The organism is Streptomyces sp. NBC_00377, assembly GCF_036075115.1.
In the GTDB taxonomy this organism is placed as follows: Bacteria; Actinomycetota; Actinomycetes; order Streptomycetales; family Streptomycetaceae; genus Streptomyces.
On sequence record NZ_CP107958.1, the window covers coordinates 3,824,664 to 3,841,304 of the forward strand.

The 16,641-nt window shown below is 68.1% G+C and carries 18 protein-coding genes and 3 tRNA genes; 6 read left to right on the top strand and 15 right to left on the bottom strand.

The genetic code is table 11. The features are described 5' to 3' along the window. Positions 1-23 precede the first annotated feature (23 nt). From rplK to OHS71_RS17140, 4 genes are all read right to left on the bottom strand, one after another. Entirely contained in the window at positions 24-458 is a 435-nt protein-coding gene (rplK, locus tag OHS71_RS17125) for a 50S ribosomal protein L11 (protein WP_020132675.1), read from the bottom strand. Positions 459-633: 175 nt separating this feature from the next. Further along, entirely contained in the window at positions 634-1,500 is an 867-nt protein-coding gene (nusG, locus tag OHS71_RS17130) for a transcription termination/antitermination protein NusG (RefSeq protein ID WP_328480246.1), read from the bottom strand. Positions 1,501-1,580: 80 nt separating this feature from the next. Further along, positions 1,581-1,868: a preprotein translocase subunit SecE gene (secE, locus tag OHS71_RS17135; protein ID WP_062640252.1), complete on the bottom strand. Its 288-nt coding sequence runs from the start codon at positions 1,866-1,868 to the stop codon at positions 1,581-1,583. Positions 1,869-1,981: 113 nt separating this feature from the next. Beyond that, positions 1,982-2,054 (bottom strand) — tRNA-Trp (locus tag OHS71_RS17140). Positions 2,055-2,269: 215 nt separating this feature from the next. Between OHS71_RS17140 and OHS71_RS17145 the strand changes: the two genes are divergently transcribed. Next, positions 2,270-3,496 carry a pyridoxal phosphate-dependent aminotransferase gene (locus OHS71_RS17145; RefSeq protein ID WP_328480247.1) on the top strand — a complete coding sequence of 409 codons (1,227 nt, stop codon included), beginning with the start codon at positions 2,270-2,272 and terminating at the stop codon, positions 3,494-3,496. A gap of 122 nt (positions 3,497-3,618) precedes the next feature. After that, positions 3,619-4,650 carry an adenosine deaminase gene (locus OHS71_RS17150; RefSeq protein ID WP_328480248.1) on the top strand — a complete coding sequence of 344 codons (1,032 nt, stop codon included), beginning with the start codon at positions 3,619-3,621 and terminating at the stop codon, positions 4,648-4,650. A 207-nt stretch (positions 4,651-4,857) separates the two neighbouring features. Here OHS71_RS17150 and OHS71_RS17155 read toward each other — a convergent pair whose 3' ends face one another. From OHS71_RS17155 to OHS71_RS17190, 8 genes are all read right to left on the bottom strand, one after another. Further along, entirely contained in the window at positions 4,858-5,913 is a 1,056-nt protein-coding gene (locus tag OHS71_RS17155) for a UDP-N-acetylmuramate dehydrogenase (RefSeq protein ID WP_328480249.1), read from the bottom strand. Between the two features lie 245 nt (positions 5,914-6,158). Then, positions 6,159-7,649, bottom strand: coding sequence for a DHA2 family efflux MFS transporter permease subunit (locus OHS71_RS17160; protein ID WP_328480250.1), 1,491 nt, complete (start codon positions 7,647-7,649; stop codon positions 6,159-6,161). 114 nt (positions 7,650-7,763) lie between these two features. After that, positions 7,764-8,333 carry a TetR/AcrR family transcriptional regulator gene (locus OHS71_RS17165; protein ID WP_328480251.1) on the bottom strand — a complete coding sequence of 190 codons (570 nt, stop codon included), beginning with the start codon at positions 8,331-8,333 and terminating at the stop codon, positions 7,764-7,766. A gap of 119 nt (positions 8,334-8,452) precedes the next feature. Beyond that, entirely contained in the window at positions 8,453-8,881 is a 429-nt protein-coding gene (locus OHS71_RS17170) for a MaoC family dehydratase (RefSeq protein WP_328480252.1), read from the bottom strand. A 7-nt stretch (positions 8,882-8,888) separates the two neighbouring features. Next, positions 8,889-9,371 (bottom strand): MaoC family dehydratase N-terminal domain-containing protein, encoded by a 483-nt coding sequence (locus OHS71_RS17175; protein WP_328480253.1) that lies wholly within the window; start codon positions 9,369-9,371, stop codon positions 8,889-8,891. A gap of 142 nt (positions 9,372-9,513) precedes the next feature. Further along, a complete protein-coding gene (gene rpmG, locus OHS71_RS17180) occupies positions 9,514-9,678 on the bottom strand; it encodes a 50S ribosomal protein L33 (protein ID WP_003948671.1) in 165 nt (54 codons plus the stop codon). Positions 9,679-9,766: 88 nt separating this feature from the next. Then, positions 9,767-9,839: transfer RNA gene (locus tag OHS71_RS17185), tRNA-Met, on the bottom strand. Positions 9,840-9,885: 46 nt separating this feature from the next. Beyond that, a tRNA-Thr gene (locus OHS71_RS17190) sits at positions 9,886-9,958 on the bottom strand. A gap of 387 nt (positions 9,959-10,345) precedes the next feature. Here OHS71_RS17190 and OHS71_RS17195 point away from each other — a divergent pair. Together OHS71_RS17195 and OHS71_RS17200 are read left to right on the top strand one after the other, a co-directional pair. Continuing rightward, the gene (locus OHS71_RS17195; RefSeq protein ID WP_328480254.1) at positions 10,346-11,611 is read left to right on the top strand and encodes an amidohydrolase family protein; all 1,266 of its coding nucleotides are present in this window, start codon (positions 10,346-10,348) and stop codon (positions 11,609-11,611) included. Between the two features lie 197 nt (positions 11,612-11,808). Further along, positions 11,809-12,465 carry an SDR family oxidoreductase gene (locus OHS71_RS17200; protein ID WP_328480255.1) on the top strand — a complete coding sequence of 219 codons (657 nt, stop codon included), beginning with the start codon at positions 11,809-11,811 and terminating at the stop codon, positions 12,463-12,465. 32 nt (positions 12,466-12,497) lie between these two features. Here the strand turns inward: OHS71_RS17200 and OHS71_RS17205 are convergent, their stop codons facing one another. Continuing rightward, entirely contained in the window at positions 12,498-12,719 is a 222-nt protein-coding gene (locus OHS71_RS17205) for a hypothetical protein (protein WP_328480256.1), read from the bottom strand. A gap of 98 nt (positions 12,720-12,817) precedes the next feature. Here OHS71_RS17205 and OHS71_RS17210 point away from each other — a divergent pair, with 98 nt between their 5' ends. Both OHS71_RS17210 and OHS71_RS17215 read left to right on the top strand, forming a co-directional pair. Beyond that, a complete protein-coding gene (locus tag OHS71_RS17210) occupies positions 12,818-13,129 on the top strand; it encodes a hypothetical protein (RefSeq protein WP_328480257.1) in 312 nt (103 codons plus the stop codon). Positions 13,130-13,570: 441 nt separating this feature from the next. Continuing rightward, positions 13,571-14,980 (top strand): hypothetical protein, encoded by a 1,410-nt coding sequence (locus OHS71_RS17215; RefSeq protein WP_328480258.1) that lies wholly within the window; start codon positions 13,571-13,573, stop codon positions 14,978-14,980. 196 nt (positions 14,981-15,176) lie between these two features. Here OHS71_RS17215 and OHS71_RS17220 read toward each other — a convergent pair whose 3' ends face one another. Further along, on the bottom strand, positions 15,177-15,854 hold the full coding sequence (locus OHS71_RS17220) for an AAA family ATPase (protein WP_328480259.1): 678 nt from the start codon (positions 15,852-15,854) through the stop codon (positions 15,177-15,179). Further along, positions 15,851-16,609 (bottom strand): GntR family transcriptional regulator, encoded by a 759-nt coding sequence (locus OHS71_RS17225; protein ID WP_328480260.1) that lies wholly within the window; start codon positions 16,607-16,609, stop codon positions 15,851-15,853. The genes OHS71_RS17220 and OHS71_RS17225 overlap by 4 nt, the downstream gene beginning before the upstream one ends. Positions 16,610-16,641: the final 32 nt, after the last annotated feature.

Consider the following 16,641-nt stretch of genomic DNA (forward strand, 5'->3'; position numbering starts at 1 on the left):
CGAAGGTGCTACGGGGCTGGGGATCAGCCCTCGACCGTGATGCCCATGGAGCGGGCGGTGCCAGCGATGATCTTCGACGCGGCGTCGAGGTCGTTGGCGTTCAGGTCGGGGAGCTTGGTCGTGGCGATCTCACGGACCTGCGCCTCGGTGATCTTGGCGACCTTGGTCTTGTGCGGCTCGCCCGAGCCCTTCTCGACACCAGCGGCCTTGAGGATCATCTTCGCGGCCGGCGGCGTCTTGGTGATGAAGGTGAAGGAGCGGTCCTCGTAGACCGTGATCTCCACCGGGATCACCCAGCCACGCTGCGACTCGGTCGCGGCGTTGTAGGCCTTGCAGAACTCCATGATGTTGACGCCGTGCTGGCCGAGCGCGGGGCCGACCGGCGGCGCGGGGTTGGCCGCACCGGCGTTGATCTGGAGCTTGATGAGCCCCGTGACCTTCTTCTTCTTGGGAGGCATTGCTCTCTCCGGGTCCTAGTGAGAGTTTTGAGCCGTCCGGTCCGGATGATCCGGATGGAGGCATACCGCACAACGATAACGGGTATCCTTGCGCGGCCAAAAACCGAGCAGGTCAGACAGCCTGTGGAAGCCTGTCTGACCTGATCGGAGGCTTGTGCTCCAGAGGAAGCCGAAGCTAGTTCTTCTGGATCTGGTCGAAGCTCAGCTCGACCGGGGTCTCGCGGCCGAAGATCTCGACGAGGCCCTTGACCTTCTTCGAGTCGGCGTTGATCTCGTTGATCGTGGCCTGGAGCGTGGCGAACGGGCCGTCGGTGACGGTGACCGAGTCGCCCACTTCGAAGTCCAGCACCTGGACCTCGACCTTGCGGGCCGGAGCCGGCTTGCCCTCGGCCTCGGCGGCCTCACGCGCGGCCTTCTCCTCGGCCTCCGGAGCGAGCATCTTGACGATCTCGTCCAGCGTCAGCGGGTACGGGTCGTACGCGTTGCCCACGAAGCCGGTGACACCGGGGGTGTTGCGGACGACGCCCCAGGACTCGTTCGTCAGGTCCATGCGCACCAGCACGTAGCCGGGGAGCTTGTTCTGACGGATGGTCTTGCGGTCGCCGTTCTTGATCTGGACGACCTCTTCCTGCGGCACCTCGGCCTGGAAGATGTAGTCCTCGACGTTCAGCGAGACGGCGCGCTGCTCCAGGTTGGTCTTCACGCGGTTCTCGTAGCCGGCGTAGGTGTGGATGACGTACCACTCGCCGGGGAGGGTGCGCAGCTCCTCGCGCAGGGCGACAACGGGGTCGACGGGCTCGGCCGGCTCTTCCTCGGCCTCGTCGACGACGTCCTCGGACTCGACGTCCTCGTCGGCTTCCTCGTCCTCGTCGGCGTTGACGTCCTCGTCCTCGACGTGGAGTGCGGCTTCCTCCGCGGGTTCACCCGCTTCGGCCTCGGCAGCCTCGAACTCGTCCACCTCGTCAGCGCCCTCGACGATGTCGAGCTCGTCGTCCACGGACTCGTCCGGCTCGATGGCGTCGTTCAGGTTCTGGTCAGACACGGTGGCTGCTTCTTCCTGGATACATAGGGGTGGAACATGCGAAAGGGGCGCCGGATACCTCGGCGCCCTTCGCTCTAGGCTCAGCCAAAGACGTACTTGGCGGCGTGGCTGAGTCCATAGTCAATCACGGTCACCAGGCCGATCATGATGACGACGAAGACAATCACCACGGTCGTGTACGTCGTCAGCTGACTCCGCGTGGGCCATACGACCTTGCGGAGCTCCGCGACGATCTGGCGATAGAAGAGCGCGAGACGCTTCAGCGGGCCCTTCTTGGCGCGCTTGCCGCCCTTGCGGGTCTTCTTCTGCGCCTCAGGCACCTCGTCCTGGGCATCAGGCGTGTCGATGGAGCCCACGGCATCCGCCATTCGTCCTCACCTGTTCCCGGGTCGTGGCCGTGCCGCGCCCGGTCTGAGCCGCACGGCGATGCATTGCTGGACGTACATGCGCTGCGCACACATCCTGGTGACGGAGTGTGTAGCAGGGCCGGAGGGACTTGAACCCCCAACCGCTGGTTTTGGAGACCAGTGCTCTACCAATTGAGCTACGACCCTTTGTGTGTTCCCCAACGTACCGCATCCGACCGAGTGCTCGGTGTGCACCCGATGTGGCACGGCTGTTGGAGGCCAACGACGTGTGAGTGTACGTGGTCTGGAGCGCCTCGTCGAACGGAAAGCGTCCTTGATCGGAATCACTCTGATGTTCAGTCGGCTGACCAGTCCGTGAAACCCGTGTGCCGGGCGGGTTTCCGGTCTGAAACCATGGGCCCATGAGCGCTGCAACCCCTCCCACCGAGCGCCGGGTCTCCGCCCGCGTCGGCGCGATCTCCGAGTCCGCGACCCTTGCCGTGGACGCCAAGGCAAAGGCCCTGAAGGCCGCCGGGCGTCCGGTGATCGGCTTCGGCGCCGGCGAGCCCGACTTCCCGACCCCGGACTACGTCGTCGAGGCGGCCGTCGAGGCCTGCAAGAACCCGAAGTACCACCGCTACACACCGGCCGGTGGTCTCCCCGAGCTGAAGGCCGCGATCGCCGAGAAGACGCTGCGTGATTCGGGTTACGAGGTGGACCCCTCGCAGATCCTGGTCACCAACGGCGGCAAGCAGGCCATCTACAACGCCTTCGCCGCGATCCTCGACCCGGGCGACGAGGTCATCGTCCCGGCGCCCTACTGGACGACGTACCCGGAGTCGATCCGGCTGGCCGGCGGTGTCCCGGTGGAGGTCGTGGCCGACGAGACGACGGGTTACCGGGTCTCGGTCGAGCAGCTGGAGGCGGCCCGCACGGAGAACACGAAGGTCGTGCTCTTCGTCTCCCCGTCCAACCCGACGGGCGCGGTCTACAGCGCCGAGGACGCCGAGGCGATCGGCCGCTGGGCCGTCGAGCACGGCCTGTGGGTGATGACGGACGAGATCTACGAGCACCTCGTCTACGGCGGCGCGGAGTTCACCTCGCTGCCGGGGATCCTGCCCGAGCTGCGCGACAAGTGCGTGGTCGTCAACGGCGTCGCCAAGACGTACGCGATGACCGGCTGGCGGGTGGGCTGGATCATCGGCCCCAAGGACGTCGTCAAGGCCGCGACGAACCTCCAGTCGCACGCCACTTCCAACGTCTCCAACGTGGCGCAGGTCGCCGCGCTGGCCGCCGTCTCCGGTGACCTGTCGGCCGTCGAGAAGATGCGTGAGGCGTTCGACCGCCGCCGCAGGACCATGGTGCGGATGCTCAACGAGATCGACGGCGTGTTCTGCCCGGAGCCCGAGGGCGCGTTCTACGCGTACCCCTCGGTGAAGGGGCTGCTCGGCAAGGAGATCCGCGGCAGGCGTCCGCAGGACTCGGTCGAGCTGGCCGCGCTCATCCTGGAGGAGTCCGAGGTCGCGGTCGTCCCGGGCGAGGCCTTCGGCACCCCGGGCTACCTGCGTCTGTCGTACGCGCTGGGTGACGAGGACCTCGTCGAGGGCGTGAGCCGCATCCAGAAGCTGCTGGCGGAGGCCAGGGACTGACCCCTCGCACGAGTGGTCGGCGGGCCGTCTCCTTCGGGAGGCGGCCCGTTGCTTTGTGCGAGCAAGACCACGATCGGGGAAAGCGGTACCGGGACGACCGCAAGGTACGGCAGGATCCTTGGATGGAGCGTGTACGTGATGTCTCTGAGCTGCCGAAGGCCCATCTGCACCTGCACTTCACCGGGTCGATGCGGGCCACCACCGTGCTGGAGCTGGCCGACAAGTACGGCGTGCACCTGCCGGAGGCGCTGACCGAGGCGCTGACCAGCGGGGAGCCGCCGAGACTGCGGGCCACGGACGAACGGGGCTGGTTCCGCTTCCAGCGCCTGTACGACGCGGCCCGGTCGTGTGTGCGGGAGCCGGAGGACATCCAGCGGCTGGTGCGCGAGGCCGCCGAGGAGGACCTGAGGGACGGTTCGGGCTGGCTGGAGATCCAGGTGGACCCGACGTCGTACGCACCCCGGCTGGGCGGGCTCATCCCGGCGCTGGAGATCATCCTCGACGCGGTGGAGACGGCGTCGCGCGACACCGGGCTCGGCATGCGGGTAGTGGTCGCGGCGAACCGGATGAAGCACCCGCTGGACGCCCGCACCCTGGCCCGGCTGGCCGTGCGGTACGCGGACCGCGGAGTGGTCGGTTTCGGGCTGTCGAACGACGAACGCCGGGGCATGGCGAGGGACTTCGACCGGGCGTTCGCGATCGCCCGGGAGGGCGGGCTGCTGTCCGCCCCGCACGGCGGTGAGCTGACCGGCCCGTCGTCCGTCCGCGACTGCCTGGACGACCTGGCCGCGACCCGGCTGGGCCACGGCGTACGCGCGGCCGAGGACCCCCGGCTGCTGAAGAGGCTCGCCGACCGGGGCGTGACCTGCGAGGTGTGCCCCGCGTCGAACGTGGCGCTGGGGGTGTACGAGAAGCCGGAGGACGTTCCGCTGCGGACGCTCTTCGAGGCGGGGGTGCCGATGGCGCTGGGCGCCGACGACCCGCTGCTGTTCGGCTCGCGACTGGCGGCCCAGTACGACATCGCCCGCCGGCACCATGCCTTCACCGACCAGGAGTTGGCGGAACTGGCCCGGCAGTCGGTACGGGGCTCGGCAGCACCGGAGGGGGTCAGGGCGAAGCTGCTGGCGGGCGTGGACGACTGGCTGGCTTCCTGACCGCTCAGCCGGCTATGCCCGCCCGGAGGGCGCGCGCCAGGCGTGCGCGGACCCCACTCGGTGCCGCCGACGGTGGTCGACGCGGGGACGGTCGAGCAGGGGGCAGGGGTGGCCCACCGAGGCCGCCCGCCGGCCGTCGGGAACCGAGGATGCCGGGGGCGTTCGTCGTCGACGGTGCGCCGTGCGGCCCCCGGGACCGCTCAGGGCTCACAGCCCGACGCCCACCATCACCGGCTCGTTGACCAGCGTGACCCCGAAGGCCTCGCGCACCCCGGCCACGACCTCGCGGGCCAGCGCCAGCAGGTCCTCCGTGGTGGCCGCGCCGCGGTTGGTGAGGGCGAGGGTGTGCTTGGTGGAGATCCGGGCGGGCCCGCCGCCGTACCCCTTGGTGAAGCCCGCCCTGTCGATCAGCCAGGCCGCGGAGGTCTTGGTGCGACCCGCTCCCGCCGGGTAGGCGGGCGGCTCCACGCCGTCGCCCAGGCGCTCCTTCACGCGTGCGTGGAACAGGGCGAAGTCGGCGTCGGTGAGGATCGGGTTGGTGAAGAAGGAACCGGCCGACCAGGTGTCGTGGTCCGCGGGGTCCAGGACCATGCCCTTACCGGCGCGCAGCTTCAGCACGGTCTCGCGGGCCGCTTCGAGCGGCACCCGGTCCCCGGGCTCGACGCCCAGCGCGCGTGCCGTCTCGGCGTACTTCAGGGGCGTCGACAGCCCGTCGGCGTCCTCGAGGTCGAACCGGACGCGCAGGACGACATACCGCTCGGGGTCGGCCTTGAAGCGGCTGTGACGGTAGGAGAAGGCGCACTCCTCATTGGTGAGCGTGACGGTCTCACCCGCCCGGCGGTCGTAGGCGATCACCTCGGTGATCGTCGTGGCGACCTCCTGACCGTACGCCCCGACGTTCTGGATCGGAGTCGCGCCCGCCGAGCCGGGGATGCCGGCCAGACACTCGACGCCGGCCAGCCCGGCCGCCACGGTGCGGGCGACGGCGTCGCTCCAGACCTCGCCCGCGGCCAGCTCCAGCTTCGTCCCGAGGAGTTCGCAGCCGCGCGTGGCGATGCGCAGGGCGGTGCCCTCGAAGCCCTTGTCGCCGATGACAAGGTTCGAGCCACCGCCCACGATCAGCAGCGGCGTGCCGTCGGCGTCGGCCTCGCGCACGGCGGCGATCACCTCGGCGTCGGTCGTCGCGGTCACCAGCCTGGTGGCGGGACCGCCCAGCCGGAAGGTGGTCAGCGGGGCGAGCGGGGCGTCCTGGAGTTCCTGCACGCGCCCCAGCCTACGAGACACCACCGACAGCGCCGCTCTCCCCCGGCCCCGACAACCGACTGTCACGCTGTCCTTCCCGGCCCCGAGAGCCGGACCGCCGTCCCGGCCTCCCCGGCCCCGCCGGCCGGACCGCCGTCGGCCCGCTCGCCGCGCGACCGCCGAGCGTCCACGCACGCGCGCGTACGGCCCCGCCGAGGTGGACGGGGCCGTACGCGCGCGTGCGTGGTGTCTTCGGTGCCGTGGTCTCAGCGGGAGATGCTCTCCAGGGCGCCCGCCGCCCGCGACCCCTCTGCGCTCCGGGACTCTTCTTCGCGCAGGGACTCCTCTTCGCTCTCCCCCTCTGCCCCGGCCTGGACCGCTCGCCGTCCGGCCGGTATCAGCAGGGCGGCGAACCCGGCGAGGGCCACCACGGCCGAGCCGGTGATCAGCGCCGGCCGCAATCCGTCGACGAACGCCTGCCCGGACTCGTACCCGCCCTGCGCCGAGAAGATCGACGCCATGACCGCGATACCGAGGGCGCCACCGACCTCCCGCAGCGCGTTGTTCGCGCCGGAGGCGATCCCCTGCTCGTGGGCCCGGACGCTGGACATCACCAGGCTGGAGGCCGGGGCGAAGAACAGCGCCATGCCGATGCCGCTGACGATCAGCCCGGGCAGCTGGACGGCGTAGGAGGCGTCGACGGTCGCGACGGCGGCCATCCACCCCAGTCCGACGGCCTGGAGAAAGAGACCCGTGGCGACGACCGGCCGGCCGCCGATGCGGTCGGAGACGATGCCGGCGATCGGCGCGACGAGCATCGGCATACCGGTCCAGGGCAGCATCCGGAGGCCGGCCTCGGTGGGCGAGTAGCCGAGAACGCCCTGCATGTACTGGCTCAGCAGGAAGATCGAGCCGAACATCCCGAGGAACATCAGCAGACTGGCCGCGTTGATCCCGGCGAAGGCGCGGGAACGGAAGAGGCGCATCGGGAGCATCGGGTTCTTGGCCCGCAGCCCGTGCAGGACGAACCCGACGAGCAGCGCGCCGCCCGCGACCAGACCGGTCAGCACGAGCGGGCTGGTCCAGCCGTCGGCCGGTCCGCGCACCAGGCCGTAGACGAGCCCGAAGAGGCCGCCGCTGGCGAGCAGGGTGCCGGGGATGTCGAGCGGGGCGCCGGCGCCGTACGACTCGGCGAGGCGCAGCCGGGCGAGCGGCAGCAGGGCGAGGCCCAGCGGAACGTTCAGCCAGAAGATCCAGTGCCAGGACACGTGTTCGGTGAGGCTGCCGCCGATGAGCGGCCCAGAGGCGACCGCGAGTCCGTTGACCGCGCCCCAGATGCCGTAGGCCATCCCACGTTTCGCGGCCGGCACGGCGGCGGTGAGCAGGGTGAGCGTCAGCGGCATCATGACGGCCGCGCCGACGCCCTGGACCGCGCGGGCGGCGATCAGGGAGTCGATGCCGGGCGCCATGGCCGCTGCTGCGGAGGCGGCGGTGAAGACGGTGAGCCCGGCGAGGAACAGCCGCCGACGGCCGAACCGGTCACCGAGCGCGGCGCCGAACATGAGCAGCACGGCGAAGGTGAGCGTATAGGCGCTCACGGTCCACTCGAGGTCGCCCAGCCCACCGCCGAGATCCTTGCGGATGGACGGCAGGGCGGTGGTGACGACGAGGTTGTCGAGTGCCGCCATGAACCCGGCGACGCTGGTGATGACGAGGGCCCAGACGGCTCCCCCGCGACGTGCGGTCTGTTCTGACATCGCTTCCCCCAGCGGGTGATCGAACTCCGATTAGTAATCGATGACTAACTTTCACGCCCAGAAAGCGGCGCTCCTGCGCTCACCGGATGCGGCGGGGCTCGCACCCCGCCCTCACTACTTCTCCAGCCGGCCCTTGGTCCGGGCCGACGGATACAGCCCTTCCCAGACCCGGTGTCCGGGTGGAAACCCCATGGACACCAGACAGTTGACGAGCATCCCGTACGCCATGAAGGTCGTCGTGTCGTCCACGTCGGCGCCGAGGGGCAGATGGACGACGTCCCAGAGCCGCATCCACCCGGCCCGCACGGACTCGCCGAACCCCTCGTCACCCTCCGCCTCCGCGGCGGCCACCGCGACGTACGTCTGCATCTGCATCATCAGCAGCTCGGGCTGCTCCGCGATGACCTTGGTGTAAGCGTTGGCCATGGCATGCAGGGCCTCTTCACCCTCCAGCCCCACGGACGCCTCCGCGAACGTACGCGTGGTGTCGTTCATGCAGCGCTCGGAAGCCGCGAGGAAGATCGCCTTCTTACTGGGAAAGAGCCGGAAGAGGTACGGCTGCGAGACACCCACGCGCCTGGCGATCACCTCGGTGGACGTGCCGTGGTAGCCACCCCGGGCGAACTCGCTCATCGCCGCGCGGACGACGCTCTCGCGCCGCTCGTCTGCGCTCATCCTGACCATGCGGGTAAGTTAGTACTCAATCACTAACCAAGTCAAGGGTCCGCTCATATGTAAGGGGCGCCTCCTCCTGGAGGGCGCCCCTTACGTCTGCCGCTATCGCCATGACCGGCCGTCGGTGCTCAGGCCAGCCGTACGACCGCCCGGGACATCCCGAGCACCTTCAGGCCGCCGCTGGTCACGGTCAGGTCGACCCGCACGGTGTTGTCGTCGAGCTTGGCGCCCACCTTGCCGGTGACCTCGATCACGGCACCCTGCTCGTCGTTCGGGACGACGACGGGCTTGGTGAAGCGGACCCCGTAGTCGACCACCGCGCCCGGGTCGCCGGTCCAGTCGGTGACGACGCGGACCGCCTCGGCCATGGTGAACATGCCGTGCGCGATGACGTCCGGCAGGCCCACCTCCTTGGCGAACTTCTCGTTCCAGTGGATGGGGTTGAAGTCCCCGGATGCGCCCGCGTACTGCACGAGTGTGGCGCGGTTCACGGGAAAGGACCGGGCCGGCAGTTCGGTGCCGACCTCGACGTCGTCGTAAGCGATCTTCGCCGTCATCGGTTCCTCACGCCTTCCCGTCCGTGGCGACCACGGATTCCGTCGGCTCGGCCGCGCGGGCGACGAGCTTGGTCCAGGCGGTCACGACATGCTCGCCGCTCTCGTCGTGGACCTCACCCCGGATGTCCAGGATGTCGTTGCCGGCCATGGACTTGACCGCCTCGATGGTCGAGGTGACCGTGAGCCGGTCACCGGCGCGCACCGGGCGCCGGTAGGCGAACTTCTGGTCACCGTGCACCACACGGCTGTAGTCGAGGCCCAGCTGAGGGTCCTGGACGACCTGCCCCGCCGCCTTGAAGGTGATGGAGAACACGAAGGTCGGCGGCGCGATCACATCGGCATAGCCGAGCGCCTTGGCCGCCTCCTGGTCGGTGTACGCCGGGTTGGCGTCGCCCACGGCCTCGGCGAACTCGCGGATCTTCTCCCGACCGACCTCATAGGGGTCGGTGGGCGGATAGGTCCGCCCGACGAAGGACTGGTCGAGCGCCATGGCCTCGGCACCTCCTGGTTGCTCTGCTGCTCTGTTGCTCTGCTGCGTACCGGTCAGCGTCGCTCTACCGACCGGTACGGGTCGCTCAACGACACGAGGCCGCCCCCGATCACTCGGGGACGGCCTCGCATACGAGCCTGATCTATCGCGTTTCGCGGTGCGCGGTGTGCGCGTTGCAACGCGGGCAGTGCTTCTTCATCTCCAGTCGGTCCGGGTTGTTACGCCGGTTCTTCTTGGTGATGTAGTTCCGCTCCTTGCACTCCACGCAGGCCAGCGTGATCTTCGGGCGGACGTCGGTGGCAGCCACAGGAGTGCTCCTTGACGAACGGATGGGACGATTAACGCATAGAAGAGTAGCCGATCGAAGGACCGACCCCACAATCGGCTACCGTCAGTAGCGGTGACCGGACTTGAACCGGTGACACAGCGATTATGAGCCGCTTGCTCTACCGACTGAGCTACACCGCTTTGATGGGATCAGGTCCCGCCTCACGACGGGAACCTCACCCACCAGAGCCCCAATACGGAATCGAACCGTAGACCTTCTCCTTACCATGGAGACGCTCTACCGACTGAGCTATTGGGGCGAGCGATGAAGACATTACACGGTCCGCAGCCGTTCACCCAAATCCGTTTCGCGAGGCCCCGCGGGACCGCCCGGAGGGCCGTTTCCCCAGGGTTCCAGCGGTCTCCCGGGCCCCCGCGCACGCCCGACCACACCGGTACGACTATTGCGCTCCTCCCCGCTCCCGCCGGGACCCCGTCCTAGGCTCGATCCACTCTGCGTGATCTTGCGTCCCCCACGACCCCGCGCAACCCGCGCAGCCGTACTCCCAGCCCGCACAGCCCGGCCCCGCAGCCCATGCAGCCCGGACCCCCAGCCCGCGTGACCAGCGTCACCCCGCCCCCCTCCCCGCCGTCCCCACCACTCCCCCCGCCTTCCCGCGCAGTCCCGAGCCGACCCCTGGAGTGCGATGCCCGACAGCCAGCCGCAGCCGCCCTCTCCGTCGTCCTTGCCGGGCTCGTCGGGAGGTCCCCCGGACCCGGCCGCCCTGCTGCTGTGCGGGGCGCGCCTGACGGACGGCCGGACCGTGGACGTACGGCTGGGCCGCGGGCGCATCGAGGCCGTCGGCACGGCCGGCAGTCTGACGGCCGGCCCCGTCCGAGGCGGCACGCGCGTGGACCTCGGCGGCTACCTCCTGCTGCCCGCCCCCGCCGAGCCGCACGCGCATCCCGACACCGCGCTCACGGCCGACGCCGACGGCCCCGTCCCGTACGCCCCCGAGGACGTCCAGCGCCGGGCCACGGAGGCCGCGCTGCTCCACCTGGGTCACGGCGCGACGGCGATGCGCGCGCACGTACGCGTGGGCGACGTCCAGGGCCTCGGCCCGCTGACCGCCGTGCTGCGGGCCGGGCGTTCGCTGCGCGGACTGGCCGAGCTGACGACGGTGGCGATGCCCCGGGTCCTGACGGGGGCGGCCGGGGCGGACGGGCTCGCGATGCTGCGGGACGCGGTGAAGATGGGCGCCTCGGTGGTGGGCGGCTGCCCGGACCTGGACCCCGATCCGACGGGGTACGTGGAGACCGTCCTGGAAGTCGCTTCCGAGCACGGCTGCCCCGTCGACCTGCACACGGACGCCACCGACCCGGGCCGACTCGCCCGCCTCGCCGCGATGGCCGGCGGGCTGCGCCCCGGCGTCACCCTCAGCCCCTGCGGCGGCCTCGACCAGCTCCCCACCGAGACGGCCGCCCGCACCGCCGACCAACTCGCCGCCGCCGGCGTCACGGTGGTCTGCCTCCCCCAGGGCGGCTGCGGAGCCGCCGAGCACCGGGGCGCGGCGCCCGTACGGCTGTTGCGTGCGGCCGGCGTGCGCGTGGTCGCGGGCAGCGGTGCCTTGCGCGACATCTCCAACCCGGTGGGCCGGGGCGACCCCCTGGAGGCCGCCTACCTGCTCGCCTCCCACCACGGCCTGCGCGCCGAGGACGCCTATGACGCCGTGAGCACGTCCGCACGGGCCGCGCTGGGCCTCCCGGAGGTCCGCGTGGAGGCGGGCTTCCCGGCCGACCTGCTGGCGGTCCGCGGCGACCGGCTGGCGAGCGTCCTGTCATTGGCGTACAGCCGGATCGTCATCCACCAGGGCCGCGTGGTGGCCCGCACGAGCGCGGTCCGCGAGTACCGCGGCTCGGCGACCGCCCCGGACCGGGGCCTGCCGCGGCAGGGGCGCGGCGAACTGTCGTAGCGCAGCAGGCCGAACGACGATCCCGGCCACCACCCTCGGACCGTGAATCCCCGATCGAACGAGGACGCCCGTTACCCCGAGGCGAGTTGCCGAGCGGCGTCAGGTGGCGTACGACTTGCGCAGGAGTGGTGGCGGGCTAGTCGGGTGCCCGTGGAGCCGTGCGGCGGATGCGGCAGTCCGGGCGTACGGTCGAAGGCATGCGCATTGTCATCGCTGGTGGTCATGGTCAGATCGCGTTGCGGCTTGAGCGGCTGCTCGCCGCGCGCGGGGACGAGGTCGCGGGGATCATCCGCACGGCCGAACAGGGCGACGACCTGAGGGCGGCCGGGGCCGAACCGGTCGTCCTGGACCTGGAGTCGGCGTCCGTCGAGGAGGTCGCGGAGCAGCTTCGAGGCGCGGACGCGGCCGTGTTCGCGGCGGGCGCGGGCCCGGGCAGCGCGGCGGCCCGTAAGGACACCGTGGACCGGGGCGCGGCAGTGCTGTTCGCGGACGCTGCGGTCCGGGCGGGCGTGCGGCGCTTCGTGGTCGTGTCCTCCATGGGCGCGGACCCTGACCATCAGGGCGATGAGATCTTCGACATCTACCAGCGCGCCAAGGGCGAGGCGGACGCGTACGTGCGGGGCCTGGACTCCCTCGACTGGACGATCCTGCGCCCCGGCGCGCTGACGGACGACGCCGGAACCGGGCTGGTCCGCCTGGAGGCCCGTACGGGCCGCGGTCCCGTCCCGCGCGACGACGTGGCGGCCGTACTGGCCGAGTTGCTGGACAGCCCGGCGACGTCCGGGCTCACCCTGGAGCTCATCAGCGGCTCGGCGCCGGTACCGGTGGCGGTCAAGGCTGTGGCGGGGAACTGAGGCGGGGGGGCCGCACCGGAAGAGAGGCCCCGTCAGAAGAGGGGCAGCTGCCCTGGGAACTCCGGGACCGCGTACCCGTCCAACGAGGGTTGTACCGCGCCCAGTTGTGCGGCGCTGCGTGAGCCGGGACAGGAGACGAGGCCCCCGGTCTCCCGCGCTCCCGGCGGGTCGTGCCGGGCGAACCGCCCGGCGACGACAGCGATGTCGCGACGGCATACGGGGCAGGTTCTACGGCGGCTGGACGCGCTGGACATACGGCCAGTCTGCCCCAGTGGGCCACGTGGGTACCCCCTGGCATGACGCGCCTCGCTCGCCGCGCGGAACCGCGGCCACCTGCTTAGCATCCCTACACGTGGCACATACCTTCGAGGAACTCGTGGAGAAGCAACGCGCGGCCGACGAGGCACACGCGAGGGTCGAAGCGCTGCGGGACGCGTACGGCGCACCCACGGCCACCCCCTGGTCGGACATCCAGACCGACACCTACGAAACCGCCTGGCGTGCCTGGCGCGACCTCGCCCGCGATGTGCAGGCAACGGTGACCGAGTACGCCAAGGACGAGAACAGACCGCGTAACGACGTCGAGGCGGAGGTGAAAACGGCGGCGAAGACATCCGCCACGGAAACCCAGGAGCCCCCGGAAGGCTCCCGCGACGGCGGGTGAGCGCGTCGCCGCTCCCCCACGCCAAAGGCCCCCTACACACGAAGAAACCCCTCCGCCCTGCGTTTTCCGCAGTTCGGAGGGGTTCCTTCTCTCAGCGTGGCGGCGCCAGGATTCGAACCTGGGAAGGCGAAGCCGGCAGATTTACAGCGGGACGGGTTCGGGGGCCTTGACCTGGGACTTCCCCTACATATGCCTGCTACTGGGGGACACCTGGGGGAAGCCGCCCTTCGACGACCTACTGCCCCCACCTACTCAGACTCTCGCTCGGTTGCTTCAAGCCTGCTCCCCTTCCTCGGCGTAGGCCAGAGCTTGCCGCACAGTGAATCTTGAGAAAGTGCAGATCATCAGGCAGGTTGCGAAACGTGTGGATCGATGGCCACCCCGGCGGCATAATTGCCATGCATGCCCATCCCTAAGGCCTAAGCAAGAAGGTGCTACCGAGTGCGAACCTTGACTTTGGACGCGTACCTAAATGGCCCCGATGTAACCAATTTGCGATTCAGAGACGCTGTCACAATTTTCGAATATGACATGGTCATTTGGGACCCCGCCAACACTCTTGAGACGTACCATTCATCGAGTTACCACAAAGGCCACCCTCGCATTGCAGATTACGACACAAGCGCCATCGCGCAGGACATCGGGAGGCGTCACAAAGAGTTCAAGGAGTTCCTTGATATGGGAAGAACCTTGGCGATCTTCGTAGCGCCTGAACAGCAATTCTGGTACGCCACTGGAAAACGGCAGGGGGCGGGAGGAAAAAATCAACCGGTAAAAAATATTATCGACCGTGCAGACTTGGTTGAATTGGTTACACCAGCCCCCTTCAAAGTAACAACAGGCGAAGGCACCCGGATTTCCGCCCGCCATCAAGGCTACCGATCCCTACTGAGCGCGAATACCGAGCGATGGTGGTTTCGCGCCATTCTTGACGAATTTCCCGGTGACCCCCTCGCCGTAGTTGCCGGAACGAATAAGTGCGTTGGCGCAATTCATCGGAACGAAAAGGGTGGCATCCTGCTTCTCTTGCCAGACTTTAAAGGACCTGACTATCCAGAAATCCAGCAAGACGTCGAAGAAAACGACAATCTCCAACTGATCAACTCTAAAGAGGAACTTGTGTTGGCGATGGAATCGGCAGAGCAGCGCTTTGACCAAGCGTCCGTGGAACTCATGACTTGGATAGAGTCTCTTCGTATCACGGGCACCGAGCCCCCGCCGCCTTGGCTTCACCGCTACCGCTTCGCCGAAGATGCAACAACAGCCCAGAAAATTACGGAACTAGAAAAGGAGAAGGATAGGATCTGTGCGGAAATCGAAGAATTCCAGAAGCATAATGACGTCTCCGATAAATGGAAACGATTGCTGTACGCCTCCGGAGATGAGCTGGAAGAACAGGTGATGGCGGCATTCAGTCTGCTCGGTTTCCATGTCGAGCGAGGGCCAGAGGGGCGAGCTGACATAATCCTGCAAACGGACACGCAACGTGCGGTCGTTGAGGTTAAAGGACTAAATGGCAGCGCAGCAGAGAAGAACGCGGCACAGCTTGAAAAATGGATCTCAGAGGAGATGTTGAACGGTTCCGGAAAAGCAAAGGGTATCCTTGTGGTGAACAGCCATCGACAACTGCCGGTGGACGCAAGAACCGCCCCTTCTTTTCCTCATCAAATGGTCACGTTCAGTACGGCACGGGAACACTGCCTTGTCACCTCAGTTCAACTTCTCGCGATGGTTCGCGCGGTGATGGAAGACGGAACCTGTGCCCCCTCGATCACTGAGAGCCTGATGCGGACAAACGGCACCATGTCAGGCTGGGAGGACGTGGCTGGACTTTTCGTCAGCGAGCGGTGATCCCGACAAGGTGACAGCTAGGTGACCCACAAATAGCTGGACATGTTGTTTCAGCGACACAAAGAAGGAGGATAGACAGCGCTGCCCGGCCTGTAATTCCTGTCATCCCCGTCGCGTGCACCGCTGTGGATGGTTTCGGACGGGGGCGAACGAGACGGAAAGTGATACGGAGACCCGTCCGGCTGACTGCTAGGCGTCAGAGGCTAGAGGCTTCCAGAGTTGCGATTAGAGCAGCCGGGTCGCCGTCGTACAACAGGTGCGGTTCATCGACCTTCGGGGGAATGAACCGCGTGCGGTACCGCTGTAGGTCGCTCTCGGAGAAGTAGATCGAGTTGGGATCATTCGCGTGGAACTCGTTGCGCTTGCTGATCCTCGCCCAAAGCTCCTCGTGGCTTGCTTCGAGATACACGAGCACGGGGATAGCGCCGACATCGGTGGCGATTCCTCGCCACTTAGCGCGATCCTCGGGCGTCCAGAAGCCGTGGTCCACCACGACATCGCGCCCGGCCTTGAGATGCTCCCTGAGTTCATCCGCCACGTCTTCGAGGACCGGTCGCTCAAGAGTGGGGAAGGTGCCTCGAGGGAAGTCCACTCCATACACCCCGTGTCGGCGGTACATCTCTTCGTCCGGGCACAGTCGCACAAACCCGCGGTCTGTGAGGGCGCGGGACAGCGTGGTCTTGCCCGAGCCGGGGAGCCCGGCCATCAAGACGCAAAAGGGTGGGCGTGGTGACATCGACCTTGCCATGCTCTGGGATATGACGGCCATCTCCGCTTGGGCTTCGAGCGTGATTGCGCCGGCCCTGCGGGCCGCAAGAAGTGACCCTAGGCGCTCTTGAGTCAGGTTCGCGAGCGTGTCATCCACGACGGTCACGGAGAGACCTCCGATTCCGTGCGCCAGGTACGGCCAGGGCCTCCGAGGTCCACGCCGTATTCAACGATGTTGCCCTCGCTGTCGACGAACTTTGCCGTCATCACGACCACCGGTTCGGCCGGCGGGTTTTCGGGATCCAACTCCAAGAGCCGCGCGTACTCGGGGGTGATCAAGCGGGCAGAGGCACTGTCGATGCGGTGACTGATCGGGTGGCCAGTCACCTGGGCAATGAGCTGAAGCGACGTTCCCCCTGCCAGGCGCTCACTCGCCGCCAGTTGGGGAATCAACTTCCCGTAACGGGCGGGAATCCATGACGTGCTGTGGGCGACGATGCCGTGCCGGTCCCGGTAGACCCTGCTTCGGCGGATCACATCGGAGCCTGGCCTAATGTCCAGCGCCTGGGCTACTTCGGCGGGCGCGGGCACTACGCCGGCCTGATGTGAGTCGGACCGTTCACCCGCCCCCCAACTGGACCCGGTGCGGCGCCCCCGGTCCTGACGCTGGGCGCCCGAAGACATCGGAGCCGGCTGGTCTAGAACCTCCGTCCCGATACCGTGGATCCCTCGGACAAGACCCTCGTTGCGCAACTTGCGCAGGGCCTTCTCAGCCGTCGCGGTGCTCACTTTCCACTCTTCCGCGAGGTTCTTGATGCTCGGCAAGAGTGATCCCGGCTGTAGCTGACCGGACGAAATCAGCTCGGTGTAGTGGGCGGCAATCTTCGCGTACGGCGCCCGATTGTCAGCCTGGCCTGCCATTTTTCCTGCTCCCTGTCGTCACTTCCCTGAGG

Excerpts from the sequence above, each read along its gene's own strand:
- OHS71_RS17170 (WP_328480252.1), bottom strand. The coding sequence starts at position 8,881 with ATGACGGCGAAGATCGCTTACGACGACGTCGAGGTCGGCACCGAACTG.
- OHS71_RS17165 (WP_328480251.1), bottom strand. The coding sequence starts at position 8,333 with ATGGTCAGGATGAGCGCAGACGAGCGGCGCGAGAGCGTCGTCCGCGCG.
- OHS71_RS17205 (WP_328480256.1), bottom strand. The coding sequence starts at position 12,719 with ATGTCCAGCGCGTCCAGCCGCCGTAGAACCTGCCCCGTATGCCGTCGC.
- secE (WP_062640252.1), bottom strand. The coding sequence starts at position 1,868 with ATGGCGGATGCCGTGGGCTCCATCGACACGCCTGATGCCCAGGACGAG.
- OHS71_RS17195 (WP_328480254.1), top strand. The coding sequence starts at position 10,346 with ATGCCCGACAGCCAGCCGCAGCCGCCCTCTCCGTCGTCCTTGCCGGGC.
- OHS71_RS17200 (WP_328480255.1), top strand. The coding sequence starts at position 11,809 with ATGCGCATTGTCATCGCTGGTGGTCATGGTCAGATCGCGTTGCGGCTT.
- OHS71_RS17175 (WP_328480253.1), bottom strand. The coding sequence starts at position 9,371 with ATGGCGCTCGACCAGTCCTTCGTCGGGCGGACCTATCCGCCCACCGAC.
- rplK (WP_020132675.1), bottom strand. The coding sequence starts at position 458 with ATGCCTCCCAAGAAGAAGAAGGTCACGGGGCTCATCAAGCTCCAGATC.
- OHS71_RS17150 (WP_328480248.1), top strand. The coding sequence starts at position 3,619 with ATGGAGCGTGTACGTGATGTCTCTGAGCTGCCGAAGGCCCATCTGCAC.
- OHS71_RS17145 (WP_328480247.1), top strand. The coding sequence starts at position 2,270 with ATGAGCGCTGCAACCCCTCCCACCGAGCGCCGGGTCTCCGCCCGCGTC.
- OHS71_RS17160 (WP_328480250.1), bottom strand. The coding sequence starts at position 7,649 with ATGTCAGAACAGACCGCACGTCGCGGGGGAGCCGTCTGGGCCCTCGTC.
- OHS71_RS17225 (WP_328480260.1), bottom strand. The coding sequence starts at position 16,609 with ATGGCAGGCCAGGCTGACAATCGGGCGCCGTACGCGAAGATTGCCGCC.